Consider the following 20,773-nt stretch of genomic DNA (forward strand, 5'->3'; position numbering starts at 1 on the left):
GGGAAGGACTCATGGTTTCGAATTTAGATATTACAACTTGTAAAAGTAAGAAGGGTGGCTCAAACCGGTTGGCTCATAAAATTCGTTATGCGAATATTTGAATCCTAACTTTAATAGCAAATTTTTAGAAGCTAGGTTCAAGGGATTGTGACCGGCAAATAAATTATCGGCTTTCATTTGATCAAAGGCAAAATGGATTACGGCATTTGCGGCTTCGGAAGCATAACCCGTACCCCAATAATTACTTTTAAGATGAAATCCTATTTCATAAATCTTCTTTTCTATGTCGTACGCAACAACCAATAAAATCGTTGGTTTCGAGTTCGAATGCCGGCCAGTATTGAACCCGAAACAACACTTCAGTTTGAATTTCTTTTATCAATCGGCCTTTAATTTGCTCGTTCGAATACAAACCATCGGAAGAAATAAATTTCGTTACCGCAGGTTCACCCCAAAGAGAAAACGCCAAATCCAAATCGCTATGCTGCCAATGTGAGAAACCTAATCGAGCAGTTTTCAGAAAATAATTTTTCATTGTTGTACGCCTTTTCCATAATTTTGTTTTTCTTTATCAAGAGTAGCATTTTAAGTGAGGTTGTGCTGTGCTTTTTGCTGGGTAGGTGTAGGAAATTGTAATGCAACAGGGGATGCCGGACAAGGGAATGAGCTCGGTGAAATGAATGTTTGATTTAGGTAGCATAAATTGACTGTGAAATATTATTGTGGAATCATGAAGTAGGGTGATGAGATGACCAAGTTAGTTAAAATAGAAGATATGCATTGTTCAACTGATAATAGGGGAGGTAACCGAAAAGGGGCGGGCCGCAAGCCAATAGGTGTAACTCGAAAAATATCATTAACATTACCGCAGGAATGCTGGGCAGAAATAGAACGCTACTGTCACAGAGGGGATTATTCTGTTTCCGAAATACTACGATCCATTATCGAAGATAACCTTCATAAGGCTGATCTTTTATGATTTAGTAGGTGTGGGAGGTTCACGTTATGAAAGAAGGTATGTTAAACATAGAGGGTGGACAGCTTTTTTACACCGTTTCGGGAGAAGGCGAGCCCATTGTTCTGATCCATGGAAATTTTAATGATCATCAAATCTGGAATGGACAGGTGGACTTTTTTTCCGCACATTACAAATTAGTTCGATATGATTTACGGGGATACGGTCTTTCGAGTACGCCAAACGCTACTTTCTCCAATATTGATGATTTAAAAGCACTGATTGATTCTTTGAAACTTCGTAACATTGCTTTGGTAGGCTCCTCCATGGGGGGTGGCATCGCTACGGACTTTACTCTCACTTATCCTCATCTAGTCAAAACCCTTATTTTGGTTGCACCCTCCATAAACGGTAATCCTTATCCTATGAAATTGTTGTGGCATGGAATAAAAAATTTTATCCATCTTCGTCTGAAAGGACGCAAGAAAGCCATTGAATCATTCATCGTTAATCCTTTCTGGAGTTACTTCTTTCCACCCTTAAGAAAAGTAGAAGCAAGAACACAATTAATCGATAATGTAAGGAATCCAAACAACTTTTGCAGATTCTCTCCGAGCCTTTCGGCTGCTGTTAAACCATATGCTTTCAATCGATTACATGAAATAAACATCCCGACTCTTATTATAATCCCTGATCAAGATCATTCATTTAACATAGAGACTGCGAAAACTTTACATAAAAGAATAGAACTATCGTCAAAAATAACTATGCATGGCTGCGGTCACCTTCCGTTTATCGAGGCGCCGCATGAATTCAATCAAACAGTTTTTGATTTTCTGTCAAAAAGCTCGCTGACCTAACCGGTTGGCGGCTTTTTTTATATATGATGAGACCAGCATTCTTATTCGTTAAATTGTGCCTTGTTGCTGATTCTAGTGACCCTATCAATTTTTCACTTAAAGCATAGAATACTGTATCCCAGATCGATAGGAGGTGATTCAGATGGCGATTCTCTTACCGTCGCAAATTTATAATCTTGCTGCCGGAGTAGGTAAATCGTATTATGAAAACTTAAACGGGGGAACAAATGCTACAATTACGGTTAATAATACCGGCGCCAATCCAGTAAATCTTGTTGTTACCCGTGTCAACGCACCTGTCATAACGTATGTTATACCCGCAGCCAACAGTCTCACATTGCAAGTTGCTTTGCTTTTGGTAGCGGCCCTTCAAGCTACCGCAGCCGGAGCAGTAACGGGAACCATTCAAATTGCTGTTTCTGATTTTTAATTCATTCTAGTAAATAAAATCCCCGCCGAATATATCTGATCGGCGGGGATTTTGCATCTTGCGATATACATGCGACTTTTACAGGCTTCACTAATTCAACTTTTTTGTGAGAATAATTTCTAATGGTTGGCTATCTAGTAGCAAGCATCCTGCATCTTTAAATCCAAGTTTTCTATAAAAGTGTTGAGATCCTTCGTCAGCTTGGGTAGAAGTCATTACCAAATCATAACCTTGTTGCTTCATTTCGTGCTCCCAAAATTGGACCACATCTTTCCCTAGGCCTTTATTGCGGAAAGCTTCATCAATCCAGAGCATATTCATAAATGGCGTATTATCCCAGAAATACCCGTAACGCATCCACCCGATTCGTTCCTCGTTTTCATCCTGTAAAATGTATATTTCCTTCCCCGTGATTTTGGGCAATAGCAATTTTTCCTCGACATGACGATCCCGATTTTTTATCCACTCATAATCTTTTTCGGTCGCAAAAGAAATTCTCATTTATCTTTTCCTTTCTTATTCCGTGATCTGGTAATTATTGATAGTTATCGTAGGGATGTTTCTTGATCATTGTTCGGTTCGACGACCACATTTTTAAGTCGACCTCTTCCCAGTTATCCGGATAGGCAATTGAAACGTTTTGTCCGAATAAGTCGTATATCGAATGTCTTCCGTCCGGGATGAAACACGGAATCGCTTGAATTGACCGCCGGTTCCTCCACCGAATCCATTGCCGAAAAGAAAATATTGGTCATGTTGCCGCATCCGGCAAGTATCATCGTGAAGATGAAGGCGAAAATTATTTTTTCAAGTCCATATCGTCCCTCATCGGCCGAGGGAATTGCTATCCATTATATTACTATTAATTGCAAAGCGATAAAAGGAAAATCAAGACATGCATATTTGGGGACAAGGCTTCGATCCGCATGACCTCTAGTAAATGTTTGACTTTGTTGATTCCAACCCCCTATAATGAAAGAAGTGATTTAAATGCAAGTTGCGGCAATTCCTGGGGGGGAGAACATGGAAGAAAAGATCGATAAAATTAAACAGCAGCTGCAATCCCACGGTTATAAATTGACGCCCCAACGGGAAGCCACGGTTCGAGTACTGCTAGAAAATGAAGAAGACCATCTCAGTGCGGAAGACGTATTTATGCTGGTAAAAGATAAAGCTCCGGAGATTGGTTTGGCTACCGTATACCGGACACTGGAGTTGCTGAGCGAACTTCATGTCGTCGAGAAGATTAACTTCGGGGACGGGGTGGCCCGTTACGATCTGCGTACGGACACGACCAAGCATCACCATCATCACTTGATCTGCGTACAATGCGGAGCCATGGATGAGATTCGCGAAGATTGGCTGGGACCGCTGGAGGAACGCCTGGAGAAGGAATTCAACTTTACGGTGCTGGATCACCGCTTGGATTTTCAAGGCATTTGCTACCGGTGCAAAGACAAGAATAATGACCAGAATGGTAACGGCGGCAAAAAATCATAAAAGTGACGCAAAGCTCCGAACGGCCGGGCCGTTAGGGGCTTTTTGATTTGGGGATGAAGTGTCATCCACATTCAGCATCCACCTACATAGTTCATCTCATAGTGCAGGTTTATCCCTTTCAAACCCGGCATACTGTCAGAACTCCCACTATATACTGTTAGAAATAGTGTCCAGGCTCCTTTAAGCTATTCGGGAAAATGGGTAATGAAAGAGGGAGAGTCATGGTCATTTCGCTGCGAAGCCTGCTAAGGTCGCTGAAGTATTTGCTCGTATTTGTCGCGTTAGCCTATACTTTATATAAAGGGCTGGGGCTGCTGGATGCCTATATATTTCCTTTGGACAAATATCGGGTCCCGGAAGGCTCCGCTGTTAAAGTATTTCTTCCCGGCAGTTTAGGGAGCCAAGAAACGGAAACGTTGAGCGAACGATTAATCCTGTTTTTTTGGTACGGAGAATAATGAGACCGCAGCAGGGAAAAGAAGTACTTGTGTGGAATTGATGAATAGGGAATGTTATTATTTTCCGACATTCTTCGACAGGAGACGAAAGGAGGCGCTGAACATGGAGCCGTATGCAGCCTCTTTTATTTCATATTTGGCCGGCAAGAAGGACTTAAGCGGCTCGACGCTGGAAAGCTATAAGCGGGATGTGTCCCAGTTTCTTGGTTATTTGCAAGGCAAGGAAATCAGAGATTTGAATGAAGTAACCCGTGCGGGAGTCCTGCTGTATTTCGCCGCGCTCCGGGAGCAGGGAAAGGCTCCGGCGACAGTTACGCGCGTATCCGTGTCCCTGAAGGCGTTTTTTCAGTATCTTCTCCAGGAGAGAGCCATCTCTCAAGATCCTTTTGTAGCCGTAAAGATGCCAAAAATCGACAAAACTCCGCCGTCCGTGCTTACCGTGGAAGAGACGGATAGGTTACTGGACATGCCCCGCTTGAATCAACCGCTCGGACTAAGGGATAAAGCCATGTTGGAACTCCTGTATGCAACAGGCGTTCGCGTCAGCGAACTCATCTCATTGAACATCGAAGATGTCGATACGGGAGTCCGTTTTTTGCGCTGTTCCGGGGACAGTGGAAAAGAACGGATTTTGCCGTTCGGGACAGTGACAGCGGATTGGCTTAACAGGTATTTGCACGAAGTCCGGTTCGGTTGGAGTCCTGATGGACAGCAAGATCCCCTGTTTCCGAACCGTTCAGGCGGCAGAATGAGTCGCCAGGGCTTCTGGAAGGTGATAAAGAAGTATGGCAAAGCTGCAGGGATCACGAAAGAAATTACACCGCATACCCTGAGACATTCCTTTGCCATTCATCTGCTTGAAGGCGGAGCGGATGTACGGTCGGTCCAGGAGATGCTCGGACATGCCGACTTGGGGACAATTCAAATGTATTTAAACCATTCCCGGCCGAACCTAAAATCGGTATATGATCATTTTCACCCGCGGAGTAAGGGCAAGATTGAACTATAATCCGGTCTGACGGCGGGTAAAGCATGGGAATGGATTAGGGTCAAGCAGGGATAACTAAACAGCAAAGGTCGAAGGAGTGACATACATGGCTAATGAAAACAGCTTCAATAAGATTACCGTGATCGTCCTGGATAGCGTTGGCATCGGCGAATTGCCCGATGCGGACAAATTCGGGGATAAAGGGTCTCATACACTGGGACATATTCTCGAAAAGGTACCGAATACGAGCCTGCCGAATTTGCAAAAGCTCGGACTCGGGAACATCGCTGAACTCCCCCATTTGAGCCCCGAAGAAGCACCTGCGGCTTATTATGGGAAAATGGCCGAGGTTTCTACCGGCAAGGATACGATGACCGGGCATTGGGAGCTCATGGGGCTGAAGATTGAAACCCCGTTTCAAACGTACCCGAACGGATTCCCTCGCGATTTGGTCGCCCGTTTCGAACAGGAGACGGGACGTAAAATGATCGGGAACAAACCGGCCTCGGGAACGGAAATTCTCGATGAGTTGGGCGAAGAGCACATGAAGACGGGGGCCTGGATCGTATACACCTCTGCCGACAGCGTGTTTCAGATCGCAGCCCATGAAGAAATCATTCCGCTGGAAGAATTATACCGGGCCTGCGAGATTGCCCGCCGCCTGACCCTTGAACCGGAGCATTCCGTGGGACGCGTTATCGCCCGGCCATTCGTCGGACAGCCCGGGAATTTCAAACGTACGCCGAACCGTCACGATTATGCGGTGACCCCGCCGGAACCGACCGTTCTGAACGCCCTGAAGCATGCGGACAAGGATGTTATCTCCGTCGGTAAAATCAACGATATTTTTTCCGGCGAAGGCATAACCGCTTCCTATCCGACCAAGAGCAACCGCCACGGCATTGACGAAACGATTCGACTCATGGGAACGCCGTTCCGTGGATTGCTGTTTACGAATCTCGTGGATTTCGACTCGTTGTACGGGCATCGTCGGGATCCGGAGGGCTATGCGCGTGCGCTGGAAGAATTCGATGCTTCGTTGCCCGATTTGCTCGCCCAAGTAGGCGAGCGAGATTTGCTTATCATCACGGCAGATCATGGCAATGACCCGATCCATGCGGGGACGGACCATACCCGTGAGTATGTGCCCCTGCTCGTCTATGGGAAAGGGTTGTCCTCGTCAGGAAGTCTTGGCGTAAGAGCCACTTTCTCGGACTTGGCGGCGACGATTGCCGACAATTTCGGCGTTCATGGCACCGAGCACGGAAAGAGCTTTTTGAAACTGCTGAAATAACCAAACGGGAGAGATGAATATGACTACGATACTTACGATAGGCATGATAAGGGAAGCGGCGGACTATATCCGCTCCAAGAGTGATATTACGCCCAAGGTAGGGCTGATTCTCGGCTCGGGCCTAGGCGTGCTGGCGGATCATATTGAAGAAGCTACGAGCATTCCTTACAAGGATATCCCGTATTTTCCGCAATCCACCGTGGAAGGCCACGCCGGCGAATTGATGATCGGTACTTTAAACGGAACGCCGGTGATTCTGATGAAAGGCCGTTTTCATATGTATGAAGGATACGGCCCGCAATTGACTGCATTTCCGGTAAGAGTCATGAAGGAACTCGGCGTACAAACGCTTCTGGTTACGAATGCTGCCGGCGGAATCAATACCTTGTTCCAGCCGGGTGACCTCATGCTGATATCGGATCATATTAATATGACCGGTACTAGCCCGCTCATTGGCCAAAACGATAATGAACTCGGTCCGCGATTCCCGGACATGTCGCAGGCCTACAGCCGCAGGCTGCGGGAATTGGCGCGGAAAACGGCGGAAGGAAGCGGCGTTCCGATTCAGGAAGGCGTATACGTAGGGCTGCTTGGTCCTTCTTACGAAACTCCGGCCGAAATCCGTATGCTTCGCACACTGGGCGGAGATGCCGTTGGCATGTCGACGGTGTCGGAGGTTATTGTAGCCAGACATGCGGGGCTTGAGGTACTGGGCATTTCCTGCATAAGCAACATGGCGTCCGGAATTCTGGATCAACCGCTGTCTCACGATGAAGTGATGGAGACGACGGACCGGGTCCGCGAGAAATTCTTGAGCCTGGTGCTGTCGATTATTCCAGAGATGTAAACTGGGAGGTGAGAATAAGATGAGAGCTGTAGATCTGATCCGCAAAAAAAGAGACGGTATGGAGCTGACCGGCGAGGAAATCGGTTATCTGATCAAAGGGTACAGTGAAGGGGAAATCCCCGACTATCAAATGGCGGCCTGGGCGATGGCCGTTTATTATCAGGGGATGAGTGCCCGGGAAACGGCCGACCTGACGCTGCATATGGCCTCGTCCGGCGATATGATCGACCTTGCATCCATTCGCGGGGTAAAGGTGGATAAGCATTCTACGGGCGGCGTGGGGGACAAAACGACCATCGTCATCGGCCCGCTCGTGGCGGCAGCCGGCGTTCCCGTAGCGAAAATGTCCGGCCGGGGGCTTGGCCATACCGGAGGAACGATCGATAAGCTGGAAGCGATTCGCGGTTTTTCCGTCGAGTTGGGACAGGAACAGTTTTTCCGCCAAGTAAACGAGATCGGTTTAGCCGTTGTTGGACAAAGCGGAAATATGACCCCGGCGGACAAAAAATTGTACGGCTTGCGCGATGTTACCGCGACAGTGGATTCCATTCCGCTGATAGCGAGCTCGGTCATGAGCAAGAAGATTGCCGCGGGGGCGGATGCCATCGTGCTGGACGTTAAAACCGGCAGCGGCGCGTTCATGAAGACGCTGGACGATTCCATCCGGCTGGCCAAGGCCATGGTCGATATCGGTACCCAGGTCGGGCGCAGCACGATTGCCGTCATCAGCGATATGGATCAGCCGCTTGGCTACGGGATCGGCAATGCGCTTGAAATCCAGGAAGCGATTGCGACCTTACGCGGAGAAGGACCGAAAGATCTGGAGGAGGTTTGTCTGATTCTCGCTTCCCATATGCTCGTTCTAGGCGGTATGGCTGAAAGCGAAGAAGAGGCACGGGCGATCCTACAGCAAAAGCTGGAGAGCGGCGAGGCGCTGGATCGGCTGAAAATGATGGTCGAAGCCCAGGGCGGCGATATTTCGCAGATCGAAAATGCCGAATTGCTGCCTCAAGCAGAGCTTCACGTTGAAGTGAAGGCGGAGACCGCCGGTTTCGTCGAGTCGATTCAAGCCGAAGAAATCGGCATCGCGGCGATGCTGCTTGGAGCCGGCCGGGAAACGAAAGATTCGGTGATCGACCTGGCGGCCGGCCTCACGCTCCGCAAAAAAATCGGGGACCCGGTGGAGGTTGGCGAAGTGCTGGCCGTGCTGCATTTGAATTCCTCTTACGAGGTCCGGCTTGAAGAAGCCAGCCGAAAAGTGAGGGAAGCCTATGGGATCTCGGATGACAAGGTACCGCGGAGACCTCTGGTGTTCGCGCTCGTGACGCCTGAAGGTGTCCGGAGATTCTAGTAAGACGATATCCGAACGATTAATTATAAAAGCGGTGCAAGAGTTCATTTCTTGCACGGCTTTTTTTATTGCCGAGGCAGCTTGCAGAGTCTTCACTGAAAAACAACCAAAGAGAGCATTATGCTTAAAACTTGGCTGTTGGATTAGATTTATTACAACGCAGGAGCCAAGGCTGGCCATCAAACAGTGAAGTTCAAGTTCAACATGCAGCCCGATTGTCCGATCATGCCTTATGAACGAGATAAAGGAATATTATTACATGAATTCGTCCATACTAGGTTAGCAGAATCCTGATTTTTGTTCAAAAGGGGGACTAATGTTGAAAAAGCGGTTGTTAACCGGGTTTATCGCCCTGATTATGGCACTGCCACTATGGCCAGTCACAGGCTTTGCCAATCACGGCGGACCGCATGAAAAATCAGCGGCAAGCGAGCTGGCACTGGCTGAAAACGCCCTCTCCGCCATATTGATTGACGCGGATACGGGAACGGTGATTCACGAGAAAAAGAGTCATGAAAAGCTGCCGCCCGCAAGTATTACAAAGGTCATGACGATGCTGCTCACGATGGAAGCGATCGACAAGGGCAAGCTCAAGTTGAGCGACAAGGTAACGGCCAGCGAGTACGCATCCTCCATGGGGGGATCGCAAATCTTTTTGGAGCCCGGGGAAGAAATGACGGTAGATGAACTGCTGAAGGGCGTAGCGATGGCGTCCGGCAACGATGCTTCCGTCGCCTTGGCCGAGAAAATCGCCGGTACGGAGAAGGCTTTTGTACAGATGATGAATGACAGAGCCCGGGAACTTGGCCTGAAAGACACGAATTTCTCCAATTGCAACGGATTGCCGGTAGACAATCATTACTCTTCTGCCCACGACATCGCCATGATGAGCCGGGAGTTGCTGAAGTACGAAGGCATAACCAAGTATACCGGGTCCTATCAGGACTACTTGCGTAAAGAGACGGAGAAACCTTTCTGGCTCGTCAATACGAACAAGCTGGTACGGTTTTACAGCGGTGCGGACGGTCTGAAAACGGGATATACGTCAGAAGCGAAATTTTGTTTGGCGGCAACGGCCAAGCGGGATGGACTTAGACTCATTGCGGTCGTTCTGGGCGAGCCGAATACGAAAACACGCAACAATGAAGTATCTGCCATGTTCGACTATGCGTTCTCCCAATACGCCTTGCATCCGATTTACAAAGCGGGCGAAGTGATCGGCAAGGTCAAAGTGCGCAAGGGAGAGGCATCCCGGCTGGAGCTGGCGGCTTCGAGAACGATGAGCGTGCTTGTAAAAAAGGGAACCGAGCCGGGAGCGATCACGCAGAAGCTGGAAGTACCGGAGAAGCTGGCTGCACCGGTGGCACAGGGGCAGATTATCGGCAAACTGGTAGTATACCAAAACGGACAGGCACTGACGGAGTTCGAATTGAAGGCGGCTTCAAGTATCAAGAAGGCCGGTTGGTGGACGATGTTTAAACGCACGACGTCTCATTTGTTTTTTGTAGATTCCTAGCGGTTTTCTTCTAGTTTTGTCATTGAGAAGGAATCCATTGCTAGGTTGTAGAATTGTTGTGTTCATGTCAGGGAGGAGAGTGAACAGACGTGAATTTGCAAATGGAAATGGAAAGACACCGGGAAACGTTGGTAGTACGTTTAGTAGGAGAACTGGATCATCATACGGCGGATGAAGTCCGGATGTCCCTCGATGGTGAGATCGGCCGCGGCGCCTGCCGCCACCTTGTTCTGAGTCTCGAGTCTCTGCAGTTTATGGACAGCTCGGGCATCGGGGTTATTTTGGGAAGATACAAGCTGATCAAGCAAAAAGGCGGCCGAATGGTCATTTGCGGCGTGAATCCGCCGGTATACCGGTTGTTGGAGATGTCTGGGCTCTTCAAAATCATGTCCGTCTACGAAAACGAGAGCACCGCTCTGTCGGAACTGGAGGTCGCCCTATGAACCAGACCGAACGCAATTTCATGACCCTGCAATTTGCCGCCAAATCGGAGAATGAATCTTTTGCCCGCGTTACCGTCGCTGCTTTTGTTTCCCAACTAGATCCGACTATGGATGAGATTACGGATTTGAAGACGGTGGTTTCCGAGGCGGTTACCAATTCCATTATTCATGGATATGACGGGGATCCGGAAGGGGTCGTTACGATTTCCGCGGCGATCGAGGGGGACATCGTGACCCTGATCGTGGAAGACAAGGGACGAGGGATAGAAGATGTAGAGCTAGCCAAACAGCCGCTGTTTACCTCCAAGCCGGAGTTGGAACGGTCCGGGATGGGTTTTACGATCATGGAGAACTTTATGGATGAATTTGACGTGACCAGCGAACTGGGCGGAGGCACTTCCATCCGGATGAAGAAGAGGATTGTATCAAAGAAAGCTTTATACAATTAGGGGTTGGGAGCTATGGATGCCGAAGTGAAGCAAGCCTCGAGAGAGTATTTGGACGACACCGAAGTTAAACGGTTGATTGCGCTGAGCCAAAGCGGAGACTCCGCTGCCAGGGACCGTCTTGTGAATTGCAATATCCGGCTGGTCTGGTCGGTCGTACAGCGGTTTATGAACCGGGGCTACGAGCCTGAAGACCTGTTCCAGATTGGCTGTATCGGTCTCCTGAAATCGGTTGATAAGTTCGATCTCAGTTATGACGTGAAATTTTCAACCTACGCCGTTCCGATGATTATCGGGGAAATTCAGCGCTTTTTGCGTGACGACGGGACCCTAAAGGTTAGCCGCTCGCTTAAGGAAATGGCCAACAAAGTACGCAAAAAGAAGGATGAGCTATCCAAGCTGCTGAATCGGCTTCCGACCGTGAAGGAAGTGGCCGAAGAATTGGGGGTTACGCCGGAAGACGTCGTATTCGCCCAGGAGGCGAACAAGCCGCCGGCTTCCATTCATGAGACCGTATTTGAGAATGACGGAGATCCGATCACGCTGATGGATCAAATCGCCGATGAGTCCCAGGAGCGCTGGTTTGACAAACTCGCTTTGCATGAGGCGATCGACGGGTTGTCCGAACGGGAGAGGTTAATCGTTTATTTGCGGTATTACCGCGATCAGACGCAGTCCGAGGTGGCCAACCGGCTGGGGATTTCCCAAGTGCAAGTCTCAAGGCTGGAAAAGAAAATATTGCAAAACATTCGCGACCAGATCGCGCAATAGATAGTTGTTGATAAGATCCCCTTTATGTAGGCCGTGTGAACAATGCGGTTTACCGGAGGGGATTTTTATGCAACATGATGCTTTTTGAGGTATTCATGTACGGGCATGGATACATCTTATATAATAAAAACATGTTCGACCATCAAAACTGATTATGAAGGAGATTCTTATCATGAGTGTACATATTGCAGCCAAAGCCGGCGAAATTGCGGAAACGATCCTTTTGCCGGGAGACCCGCTCCGGGCCAAATATATTGCCGAAACGTATTTGAGCGACGTAATCTGCTATAACGAAGTGCGCGGAATGCTTGGATTTACGGGTACCTATCAAGGGAAAAGGATTTCCGTTCAAGGTTCCGGCATGGGCATCCCGTCCATTTCGATTTACGCGAATGAATTGATCAAGGAATATGGCGTGAAAAACCTGATTCGCGTCGGCACCTGCGGAGGGATGCAGGAACATGTCCATGTACGCGACGTGATTCTGGCTCAAGCCTCCTGCACCGACTCCAGCATGAACCGCCATGTGTTCGGCGGTTACGACTTTGCTCCGATCGCCAGCTTTCACTTATTGAAGGCGGCTTATGAACGCGGCGTGGCAAAAGGTTTGAAGCTGCATGTCGGCAACATTTTCAGTTCGGACATGTTCTATAGGGACGATACGTCCGTTACCCAACTGCTGATGAAATACGGGGTGCTCGGGGTGGAGATGGAAACTACGGCGCTGTATACGCTGGCCGCCAAATACGGAGTGAACGCGCTGACGATTCTGACCGTGAGCGACCATTTATTGACCGGAGAAGAAACCACCTCGGAAGAACGCCAAACTACTTTCAACCAGATGATGGAAGTAGCGTTGGACACGGCTGCGACGCTGTAAAGCAGGGTGAATTCCGTGTTATAGCTTCGCCCATAATCCTGTAAAAATTAATGAGATGCGATGAGGTCGAGTAAAGGAGTAATAGCTCCTACCCGGCCTTTTCTTTTTGTTGCATAACGCGGAAGCCGGGGAGTAAATCGGAGGCGGGCTTGGCATACTATGGGCAATACGGCAGTAAAGGGGTGTCCATGATGGAGAAGGGGACGGTCTCTCCCGTTTATCTGCGCCTGCGCAAGCAGGTAAAGCTCCCGATCGGATCGCCGGTAAGGCTGGGGGATATTGCGCGTATCCTGGCCGAACCCGAGCTCGAACCCGGGCTTTTGGGACTCGTACTGGACCGGCCGGAATACAGCGACGGCAATCTGATCGTGATCGACATGCTCCTTGTTATTGCCTGCATAAGGCGGAAGTATCCTTCGATCAGGGTGGAAGTGCTAGGGGAGCCGCATGTACTAGTGGAGATGGTTTCGAGTGAAAAGAAACCATCCTTGATTCTGTTTGCTATCGTTTGGCTGCTGCTGTTTTTCGGTGCAGGCCTGACGATTATGAATTTTCACGCTGATGTCAGCATGCCTGCAGTGCAGGTTCGGATCGTCGAAATGCTTACCGGAAAGAAAGATGATCATCCTTATTTGTTTCAAGGCGCTTATTCCATAGGCATCGGTTTCGGGATGATCATTTTTTTTAATCATTTGTTCAAGAAGAAGTGGAATGAAGAGCCTACCCCGCTGGAAGTTGAAATGTACTTGTACCAGGAAAACTTGAATCAATATGTCGTCGCCGAGGAATACGAGAAAATGCGCAAAGCCGAAGTTTTCGGAAAGGAGAAACATCCTTGAGCCCTTCCATTTCCGCGATTCTCTCTCTTTTTCTTGGTTTGTCGGGAGGCATCGCCGTCGGAGGCGGGGTGATTGCCTTATATATCGTACTGGACATGATTCCTCGTCTGGCCCAGATCACGAGATCCTATGACAAGGTTCATTGGTATGAGGGAGCGATGGTAAGCGGCTCTTTTCTCGGTACCGTTGCGGATTTTTGGAACTGGGACATTCATGGTCCATGGATTGGCACCGGGGTGGTCGGCTTATTTAACGGGGTATTTGTCGGCATGCTGGCAGCGGCGCTCACGGAAGTACTGAATGTGCTGCCTATATTGGCGAAAAGATTGCATATGCAAAAATATTTGTTCGGTTTTCTTCTCGCTATGGTTTTCGGTAAGGTAGCGGGTTCGTTGTTTGAATGGTTTGTATATAGGCGTTAATACAGTCAAGGAGGGTTGCCAGCGATGATGAATCAGGAACGGGGAGGAAGTGGACAGGAAGGTCATTCGCAGGATATACCGGAATTTATGCCGGGTACCGGCGAGTTTTCCTGGCAGGAAGATCAGGGGGGAGCGGAAGATGCGCACCGCCGCAAGGTAGAATCGGAGAGATCCGATTCCGTCAAAGAGTCGATTGAGTATTGGCAGAAAACCGACAAGATCAGCCGTAGCCTGAGTACGACAAAACGGACGCTGGAGGAAGTAGTCGGGCTTGGGCAGGGGTTTGACATCGTTTTCCGGGAGATGACCTTCGGGGGAAAAAGAAGCGGCCTCTTTTTTATTAACGGATTTGCCAAAGATACGATTATGCAGGAAATCATCAAAAGATTGACCTATCTAACCCCGGATGATTTGTCATCAGGTGCCCTTCGTTCATTTTTTGACCTCTACATTCCTCATATACAAGTAGAGAAAACGGAACATCTCAGTTCGGCGATAAACAATGTGCTCGTCGGTATGAGCGTCCTGTTTATCGAGGGGGAGCAGACGGCGATTATCATGGACACGAGGTCCTACCCGGTCCGCAGCCCGGAGGAACCTTCGCTGGAACGGGTGGTCCGCGGCTCCAGGGACGGATTTACCGAAACGCTTCTTACGAATGTGACCCTCGTCCGCAGACGTCTTCGCGATCCCGGCGTCAAGTTCGAAGTGATGAAGGTGGGCCGGCGTTCCCAAACCGATGTTTGTATTTCTTATATAGACGATATCGTTGATAAAGTCCTAGTTGACTCGGTAAGAGAAAAGATTAACGCGGTCGAGCTCGACGGTATTCCTCTGGCCGACAAGCAGCTTGAGGAAGCGATCGTGAAGAAAGGCTGGAATCCTTACCCGCTTGTCCGTTACTCGGAACGTCCCGATGTGGTCGCCTCTCATCTGATGGAAGGCAGGGTTGTCATTTTTGTCGATACCTCGCCCAGCGTAATGATCCTGCCTACGACGTTCTTCGATTTATGCCAGCATGCGGAGGAAAACAGGCAGACTCCGTTCATGGGCACATATTTGCGGTGGGTGCGATTTTTCGGGATCTTCGCTTCCCTGTTTCTGCTTCCCATTTGGATGCTGATGGTCATCCATCCCGAACTGAAACCTGCCGCCCTTGATTTCATAGGACCGCAAAAAATGGCCAAGATCCCGATTATTGTCCAATTTCTGTTAGTGGAATTCGGGGTTGATTTAATGCGGATGGCTGCGGTGCATACTCCGACCCCGTTAGCGTCCGCCATGGGCCTGATCGCGGCGATCCTCATAGGGGATATTGCGGTTCAAACCGGGTTGTTCGTCAATGAGGTTGTGTTGTACATGGCTGTCGCCGCGATAGGCATGTTTGCGACACCCAGCTATGAGCTGGGACTTGCCAACCGGGTAGTCAGGCTGGTCATGCTCATCGTGGTCGCCATTTTCGGTGCTCCGGGCCTGGTGGGAGGAATCACGGCATTTATCATCTTCCTCAGTCTGCAGCGTTCGTATAACTCGTCTTATTTATGGCCTTTCATACCGTTTAATGCAAAGGCGATGGCAGGAATTCTGATCCGGGTACCGGTGCTGACTTCCAAGCAAAGACCGTCGTTCAACAAGGCGAGAGACAATACCCGGATGCCAGGTAAGAAGTAGATTTTAAGCATGTCCTGTAAAAAACACAAATGATATTCAAAAAAATCCATTTTTCAGTTCACTCGTTGTTTGCTATACTGGTGGAAAATTGAAAGTGGAGGACTGCATAGATGTATTTACACGGTACCAGCAAAATCAATCCTAAAGGCCATCTTGAAATTGGCGGATGCGATACAGTTGAATTGAAAGAAACATACGGCACTCCGCTGTATATTATGGATGAAGCGCTTATCCGGCAAAGATGCCGTGAATACATGGAAGCGTTCCGGGCGTCGGGATTGCAATTTCAGGTCGCTTACGCAAGCAAGGCGTTCTGCGTGATGGCGATGTGCCGGCTGGCCGAGGAAGAAGGACTGTCCCTTGATGTCGTGTCCGAAGGGGAATTGTTTACAGCCCTTGAAGCAGGGTTCCCTGCGCATCGAATCCATTTTCACGGGAATAACAAGACACCTGAAGAACTTGAAATGGCGATCCAGGCCAATATCGGCTGCTTCGTCGTTGACAATTTCGTTGAAATGCATATGCTGCAAGCACTTGCCGCGGAAAAAGGCCTTAAGGTTAATATTTTGCTCCGCGTAACCCCTGGCGTTGAAGCTCATACGCATGAGTATATTTCAACGGGGCAAACGGATTCGAAGTTCGGCTTCGACATCGGCAACGGTTCTGCTTTTGACGCCGTGGAGCTTGCTTCCCGCAGCCAGAATCTTCGCTTGCTCGGCCTGCATTCCCATATCGGCTCGCAAATTTTCGAAGTGGAAGGCTTCCAATTGGCCGTGGAGCGGGTCGCACAATTTGCGCTTCATGTGAAAGATAAGCTAAATGTCATCTTCAAAGTCATCAATTTGGGCGGCGGCTTCGGAATTCGTTATACGGCGGAAGATACGCCGTTGAAAGTATCCGATTATGTTAAGGCGATTACGGATGCGGTAAAATCCTCCTTCGCCGGCGCATATCCGCAACTTCCGGAAATTTGGGTGGAGCCGGGCCGCAGCATCGTTGGTGATGCCGGTACTACGCTCTATACAGTAGGCACGAGCAAAGATATTCCCGGCGTGCGTAAATATGTCTCCGTGGATGGCGGGATGACGGATAATCCTCGTCCGGCATTGTACGAATCCAAGTATGAAGCTATGCTCGCCAACCGTGGTCGTGACACTGCGGAAGAAACGGTGTCCATCGCGGGGAAATGCTGCGAAAGCGGCGATATGCTGATCTGGGATTTGGAGCTGCCGCAAGTCAAATCCGGCGATTTGCTCGCCGTTGCCTGCACGGGGGCTTACAACTATGCCATGGCCAGCAACTACAACAGGATCCGCCGGCCGGCGGTCGTGTTCGTCCAAAACGGACAGAGCGACCTGGTCGTCAAACGGGAGTCGCTGCAAGATATTACGGCATGCGACGTCATTCCGGAACGGATTGCTAAGCAGCCGTCGTTTAAGTAATTGCCGTTTAGCGGGACAAATTTATAGCATCTTCCGGTCCGGGCGTTAGCCTGTGTTCGGAAGATGCTGTTTTTATGCCGTTAATTTTGCTACCGGAGGCATTTCATAGTAAACTGGAATAGGTTTGTCTTAAGTTTGATCGTATATTGAAGAAGGAAGTGACCACATATGAAAAAAGGGAAAATCGTTTTGGAAAAAGGCGGAGAAGTGGAAATCGAGTTTCTGCCTGAGGAAGCGCCTGGAACAGTAGCAAATTTTGAGAAACTGGCAAATTCCGGTTACTATAACGGCCTGACATTTCACCGCGTCATTCCGGGTTTTGTAGCTCAAGGCGGCTGTCCGATCGGAAATGGAACGGGTGGACCCGGCTACACGATCAAATGCGAAACCGAAACGAACACATCGAAACATGAGCGCGGCGTATTGTCCATGGCTCATGCCGGCAAAGACACCGGTGGCAGCCAGTTCTTCATCGTGTATGAAGCTCAGCCGCACTTGAACGGGGTTCACACGGTATTCGGCAAAGTGACTTCCGGCATGGATCTTGTAGATCAGGTTCGCCCTGGCGACAAAATGAAAGAAGTCAGCGTTTGGGACGAAGCTTAATTGACAGCTTCGGATGAAATTAGGAAAATAACTGGATTATATTCAGTTATTTTTTTATTTTCAGCACTTTGTGAAGAATTAAATGAAAACTTCCAGCTAATTTCGGCACTATCTTCTGACATCGGCGAAAAGGTTGAAATTACCTGTAGATTCTACAGGTAAACTGCAAAAAGAAGCTTGCAGTGCCAAATTAGCTGTAGGAATTGCAGCTATTGGAATTGCAGCTAATTGCATGTGGTCGCTTAACCCTGCGGCAGAAATAAACAAAAAAGTCGAGTAGAGAAGGAACTTCCGTTCTCTCTGCTCGACCTTCTTCCATTCAAAAAGACATCTACGGCTGTTGCTCTGACGCCTCGTCCTTGACTTCTTCGCGGAAGCCGCGGATGCTGTTCAAACGTCTGGCGTTCTTCTCTTCAACCTGGTGCTTCTCTTCTCCCGAAATTTCATCGGCATGCTCGCTCAAATAATCTTGGCCTTCCCGGAAATTGCGGATCGTATTTTGAATGCTTTGCTGCAATTTTTCAACGTTATCGGAGCGGTCGTCTGGTTTTGCCACGAATAAATTCCTCCCGGTTGATGATTTTGTGGATCAATTTGAACGGTTTCGAGGTTATTTTCGCTCAGGATCCCCTTTTTTATTCTGTGACTGGCGGGATGGTAATGTCCTTGATTTTTAGGGGGGTTAATGATAACATTCGTTTTGCAAGGTCTTATTAATTGAATAGCATTCCTTCGGGGTTAGGTGAAATTCCTTACCGACGGTGATGGCGAGTTTCGGTTTATGGAATTGCATTTTGGCTAATGCCAAAATGCATTGAACCGGGGCAAGCATGAGTCCGTGACCCATATACGCTATTAGTGTCGTATATGGCTGAGCCGGTGTGATTCCGGGACCGACAGTATAGTCTGGATGGGAGAAGGAGACGCAGAACACAGGGTGGAAGAATTCAGCAGATTCTTCAACAAGTGTTCAACATGAGTAAGCAATCCGATTAAGTGTTTCTTTTCACAACATAATCATGATAGGTGAAATGGATGCTTTTTTGGGGATAGCAGACGGCGTGATTTGTCATAGTCTTGTTTTGACACATTCTTTTTTCGTATGCTTGCTTATCTTATTGTCTTAAATCTACTCTCATATACCCTGCCGGAATGCTCCGGCAGGGTTTTTGTGTTATTCCACGGCAGAGGGGGAGAGATTTGCATAATATCGATGATGAATACTATATGGATCTTGCGCTTCAGATGGCGGAACGCGCTCAAGGACAAACCGGCATCAATCCGGTGGTTGGAGCGGTAGTGGTTAAGGATGGTGCTATCGTTGGTTTGGGAAGCCACTTGAAACGCGGAACACCGCATGCCGAGGTTCATGCACTTAATATGGCCGGAGCGCAAGCGGAAGGAAGTACCGTTTACGTCACCTTGGAACCCTGCAGCCATTATGGAATGACGCCGCCTTGCTCCGAACGGTTGATCCGAGAAAAGGTAAGCAGGGTTGTCATCGCCTGCGATGATCCGAATCCGCTGGTTGCAGGCCGGGGGATTCGCATGTTGCGGGAAAAAGGCATCGAAGTGGTTACCGGCATTCTCCGGGACCGGGCGATTCGCCTGAACAAGATGTTCATCAAGTATATTACGACCGGGTTGCCTTACGTCACCATCAAAACGGCAAGCACGCTGGATGGAAAGATCGCTTCGAGAACCGGGGACAGCAAGTGGATTTCGAATGCTGCCGCGCGCGACATCGTACATACGATGCGTCACCGGCACCAGGGGATTATGGTCGGAGTCGGCACGATTCTGGCGGATGATCCGCAATTGACGACCCGGCTTTCGGTCCCGGGATTGTCACCGGTGCGTATCATTGCCGATTCGACGCTGCGGATTCCCCTGAACAGCAAAGTGCTTAACGATGGTTTGGCCCCGACACTGTTACTGTCTACGTCTGAGGCGGACCGTGACAAAGCGGACGCTTTAAGAGAACGCGGAATCGAAGTGCTGATTTGTGGCGATGGTCCAAGTGTAGACTTGAAGCTGGCCATGACTCAACTGGGGGAGCGCGAAATTTCTTCCATTTTGGTGGAGGGCGGCGGAAGATTAAACGGCTCGCTGCTTGAGCGGCAATTGGCCGATGAGGTCGTGATGTTCCTCGCGCCGAAGCTGATTGGCGGCCTTCATGCGCCGGGCAGCTTTAGGTTTGAAGGTTATGAGCGGATGGCGGACGCTGTGACTCTATCCGGTCTCGAAGTGGAGCAAATTGGTGACAATGTATGTATTAAAGGCACTCCGGTTTGGCCGGACAACGGCGCCGGAATTCAAGATACAAATAGCGCCGAGTAAAGGAGGGAAGCTTATGTTCACAGGGCTTGTGGAGGAAATCGGCACGATGAAGTCGGTCGGTCGCCAAGGAGAGGCGATGTTGCTCGGCATTTCGGCCCGGGTTGTTACGGACGGGATAAAGCTAGGGGACAGTATCGCCGTCAACGGGGTTTGTCTTACGGTGATTTCCTTCGATAAATCCTCTTTTACCGTGGATGTCATGCCGCAAACCTACCGCCATACGAACCTGCTGAACCTAAAACAGGGCAGCAGGGTTAATTTGGAGCGGGCCATGGCTGCCGGTGGACGGTTTGGCGGTCATATCGTGCAAGGCCATGTAGACGGGATCGGTACGATTCTGCATACGAGTCATGATCAGAACGCGGTCGTTTATGAGATCGAACCGGCGAAGCCATCGATGCTTAAATATATTATCCCCCAGGGGTCGATCACTTTGGACGGCATTAGCTTAACGGTCGTTAAGGTTGTGGAAGGACGATTTTCCGTCTCCATCATCCCCCATACGCTCGCGGAAACCGTTCTGGCCTTTAAACGACCGGGGGATACGGTGAATATCGAATGCGATGTGCTTGGCAAGTATGTGGAGCATTTGTTGAATTACGGATCCGCTCGGAACGGCATGCAGAGTGATCGGGTCGGGAACGAAAGCAGCCTGGACCTAGAATTTCTTTCGAAGCACGGCTTTGCTTAATGTTAATGATTTGGAGGGGATTA

The 20,773-nt window shown here is 49.2% G+C and carries 24 protein-coding genes and 1 riboswitch; of the genes, 20 read left to right on the forward strand and 4 right to left on the reverse strand.

The features are described from left to right. Window positions 1-30 precede the first annotated feature (30 nt). Window positions 31-303 (reverse strand): GNAT family N-acetyltransferase, encoded by a 273-nt coding sequence (locus DFP94_RS25880; RefSeq protein WP_245954453.1) that lies wholly within the window; start codon window positions 301-303, stop codon window positions 31-33. Continuing rightward, window positions 266-535, reverse strand: a complete 270-nt coding sequence (locus DFP94_RS25885) for a GNAT family N-acetyltransferase (protein WP_245954455.1) — start codon at window positions 533-535, stop codon at window positions 266-268. The genes DFP94_RS25880 and DFP94_RS25885 overlap by 38 nt, the downstream gene beginning before the upstream one ends. A gap of 470 nt (window positions 536-1,005) precedes the next feature. On the opposite strand from DFP94_RS25885, the gene DFP94_RS03845 reads away from it, so the two are divergent. Further along, window positions 1,006-1,815, forward strand: coding sequence for an alpha/beta fold hydrolase (locus tag DFP94_RS03845; RefSeq protein WP_114495099.1), 810 nt, complete (start codon window positions 1,006-1,008; stop codon window positions 1,813-1,815). Between the two features lie 142 nt (window positions 1,816-1,957). Continuing rightward, window positions 1,958-2,245 carry a hypothetical protein gene (locus DFP94_RS03850; RefSeq protein WP_114495100.1) on the forward strand — a complete coding sequence of 96 codons (288 nt, stop codon included), beginning with the start codon at window positions 1,958-1,960 and terminating at the stop codon, window positions 2,243-2,245. Between the two features lie 90 nt (window positions 2,246-2,335). On the opposite strand, the gene DFP94_RS03855 is transcribed toward DFP94_RS03850, so the two are convergent. Next, window positions 2,336-2,746: a GNAT family N-acetyltransferase gene (locus DFP94_RS03855; RefSeq protein WP_114495101.1), complete on the reverse strand. Its 411-nt coding sequence runs from the start codon at window positions 2,744-2,746 to the stop codon at window positions 2,336-2,338. A 522-nt stretch (window positions 2,747-3,268) separates the two neighbouring features. Between DFP94_RS03855 and fur the strand changes: the two genes are divergently transcribed. The 16 genes from fur (at window position 3,269) to DFP94_RS03935 (ending at window position 17,719) form a co-directional block, all read left to right on the forward strand. After that, window positions 3,269-3,745 carry a ferric iron uptake transcriptional regulator gene (fur, locus tag DFP94_RS03860; protein WP_114495102.1) on the forward strand — a complete coding sequence of 159 codons (477 nt, stop codon included), beginning with the start codon at window positions 3,269-3,271 and terminating at the stop codon, window positions 3,743-3,745. 221 nt (window positions 3,746-3,966) lie between these two features. Next, window positions 3,967-4,203, forward strand: a complete 237-nt coding sequence (locus tag DFP94_RS03865) for a DUF4227 family protein (protein ID WP_114495103.1) — start codon at window positions 3,967-3,969, stop codon at window positions 4,201-4,203. Between the two features lie 103 nt (window positions 4,204-4,306). Further along, window positions 4,307-5,212: a site-specific tyrosine recombinase XerD gene (xerD, locus tag DFP94_RS03870; protein ID WP_114495104.1), complete on the forward strand. Its 906-nt coding sequence runs from the start codon at window positions 4,307-4,309 to the stop codon at window positions 5,210-5,212. 85 nt (window positions 5,213-5,297) lie between these two features. Then, a complete protein-coding gene (gene deoB, locus DFP94_RS03875) occupies window positions 5,298-6,485 on the forward strand; it encodes a phosphopentomutase (protein ID WP_114495105.1) in 1,188 nt (395 codons plus the stop codon). A 19-nt stretch (window positions 6,486-6,504) separates the two neighbouring features. Then, window positions 6,505-7,332 carry a purine-nucleoside phosphorylase gene (locus DFP94_RS03880; protein WP_114495106.1) on the forward strand — a complete coding sequence of 276 codons (828 nt, stop codon included), beginning with the start codon at window positions 6,505-6,507 and terminating at the stop codon, window positions 7,330-7,332. Between the two features lie 19 nt (window positions 7,333-7,351). Further along, on the forward strand, window positions 7,352-8,683 hold the full coding sequence (locus DFP94_RS03885; RefSeq protein WP_114495107.1) for a pyrimidine-nucleoside phosphorylase: 1,332 nt from the start codon (window positions 7,352-7,354) through the stop codon (window positions 8,681-8,683). 319 nt (window positions 8,684-9,002) lie between these two features. Further along, window positions 9,003-10,199 (forward strand): D-alanyl-D-alanine carboxypeptidase family protein, encoded by a 1,197-nt coding sequence (locus tag DFP94_RS03890; protein ID WP_181873049.1) that lies wholly within the window; start codon window positions 9,003-9,005, stop codon window positions 10,197-10,199. An 89-nt stretch (window positions 10,200-10,288) separates the two neighbouring features. Next, a complete protein-coding gene (gene spoIIAA, locus DFP94_RS03895; RefSeq protein ID WP_114495109.1) occupies window positions 10,289-10,642 on the forward strand; it encodes an anti-sigma F factor antagonist in 354 nt (117 codons plus the stop codon). Continuing rightward, complete coding sequence (spoIIAB, locus tag DFP94_RS03900) at window positions 10,639-11,091, forward strand: anti-sigma F factor (protein WP_114495110.1); 453 nt, start codon at window positions 10,639-10,641, stop codon at window positions 11,089-11,091. Before spoIIAA ends, spoIIAB begins: the two co-directional genes overlap by 4 nt. A gap of 12 nt (window positions 11,092-11,103) precedes the next feature. Continuing rightward, window positions 11,104-11,859, forward strand: coding sequence for an RNA polymerase sporulation sigma factor SigF (gene sigF, locus DFP94_RS03905; protein ID WP_114495111.1), 756 nt, complete (start codon window positions 11,104-11,106; stop codon window positions 11,857-11,859). 172 nt (window positions 11,860-12,031) lie between these two features. After that, the gene (deoD, locus tag DFP94_RS03910) at window positions 12,032-12,739 is read left to right on the forward strand and encodes a purine-nucleoside phosphorylase (protein WP_114495112.1); all 708 of its coding nucleotides are present in this window, start codon (window positions 12,032-12,034) and stop codon (window positions 12,737-12,739) included. A 191-nt stretch (window positions 12,740-12,930) separates the two neighbouring features. After that, window positions 12,931-13,578, forward strand: coding sequence for a stage V sporulation protein AA (locus DFP94_RS03915; protein ID WP_114495761.1), 648 nt, complete (start codon window positions 12,931-12,933; stop codon window positions 13,576-13,578). Next, window positions 13,575-14,000, forward strand: coding sequence for a stage V sporulation protein AB (locus DFP94_RS03920; RefSeq protein ID WP_114495113.1), 426 nt, complete (start codon window positions 13,575-13,577; stop codon window positions 13,998-14,000). Before DFP94_RS03915 ends, DFP94_RS03920 begins: the two co-directional genes overlap by 4 nt. A gap of 24 nt (window positions 14,001-14,024) precedes the next feature. Further along, a complete protein-coding gene (locus DFP94_RS03925) occupies window positions 14,025-15,671 on the forward strand; it encodes a spore germination protein (RefSeq protein WP_114495114.1) in 1,647 nt (548 codons plus the stop codon). A gap of 110 nt (window positions 15,672-15,781) precedes the next feature. Next, window positions 15,782-17,113: a diaminopimelate decarboxylase gene (gene lysA, locus DFP94_RS03930; protein ID WP_114495115.1), complete on the forward strand. Its 1,332-nt coding sequence runs from the start codon at window positions 15,782-15,784 to the stop codon at window positions 17,111-17,113. Between the two features lie 168 nt (window positions 17,114-17,281). After that, window positions 17,282-17,719 (forward strand): peptidylprolyl isomerase, encoded by a 438-nt coding sequence (locus DFP94_RS03935; protein WP_114495116.1) that lies wholly within the window; start codon window positions 17,282-17,284, stop codon window positions 17,717-17,719. Window positions 17,720-18,050: 331 nt separating this feature from the next. On the opposite strand, the gene tlp is transcribed toward DFP94_RS03935, so the two are convergent. Continuing rightward, entirely contained in the window at window positions 18,051-18,275 is a 225-nt protein-coding gene (tlp, locus tag DFP94_RS03940) for a small acid-soluble spore protein Tlp (protein ID WP_114495117.1), read from the reverse strand. A 168-nt stretch (window positions 18,276-18,443) separates the two neighbouring features. Next, a riboswitch (FMN riboswitch) is annotated at window positions 18,444-18,645 on the forward strand. A gap of 301 nt (window positions 18,646-18,946) precedes the next feature. On the opposite strand from tlp, the gene ribD reads away from it, so the two are divergent. Together ribD and ribE are read left to right on the forward strand one after the other, a co-directional pair. Beyond that, on the forward strand, window positions 18,947-20,059 hold the full coding sequence (gene ribD, locus DFP94_RS03945) for a bifunctional diaminohydroxyphosphoribosylaminopyrimidine deaminase/5-amino-6-(5-phosphoribosylamino)uracil reductase RibD (protein WP_425459238.1): 1,113 nt from the start codon (window positions 18,947-18,949) through the stop codon (window positions 20,057-20,059). A 13-nt stretch (window positions 20,060-20,072) separates the two neighbouring features. Continuing rightward, window positions 20,073-20,750 carry a riboflavin synthase gene (ribE, locus tag DFP94_RS03950; protein WP_114495119.1) on the forward strand — a complete coding sequence of 226 codons (678 nt, stop codon included), beginning with the start codon at window positions 20,073-20,075 and terminating at the stop codon, window positions 20,748-20,750. Window positions 20,751-20,773 lie beyond the last annotated feature (23 nt).

The organism is Fontibacillus phaseoli (assembly GCF_003337355.1).
Taxonomy (GTDB): Bacteria; Bacillota; Bacilli; order Paenibacillales; family Paenibacillaceae; genus Fontibacillus; species Fontibacillus phaseoli.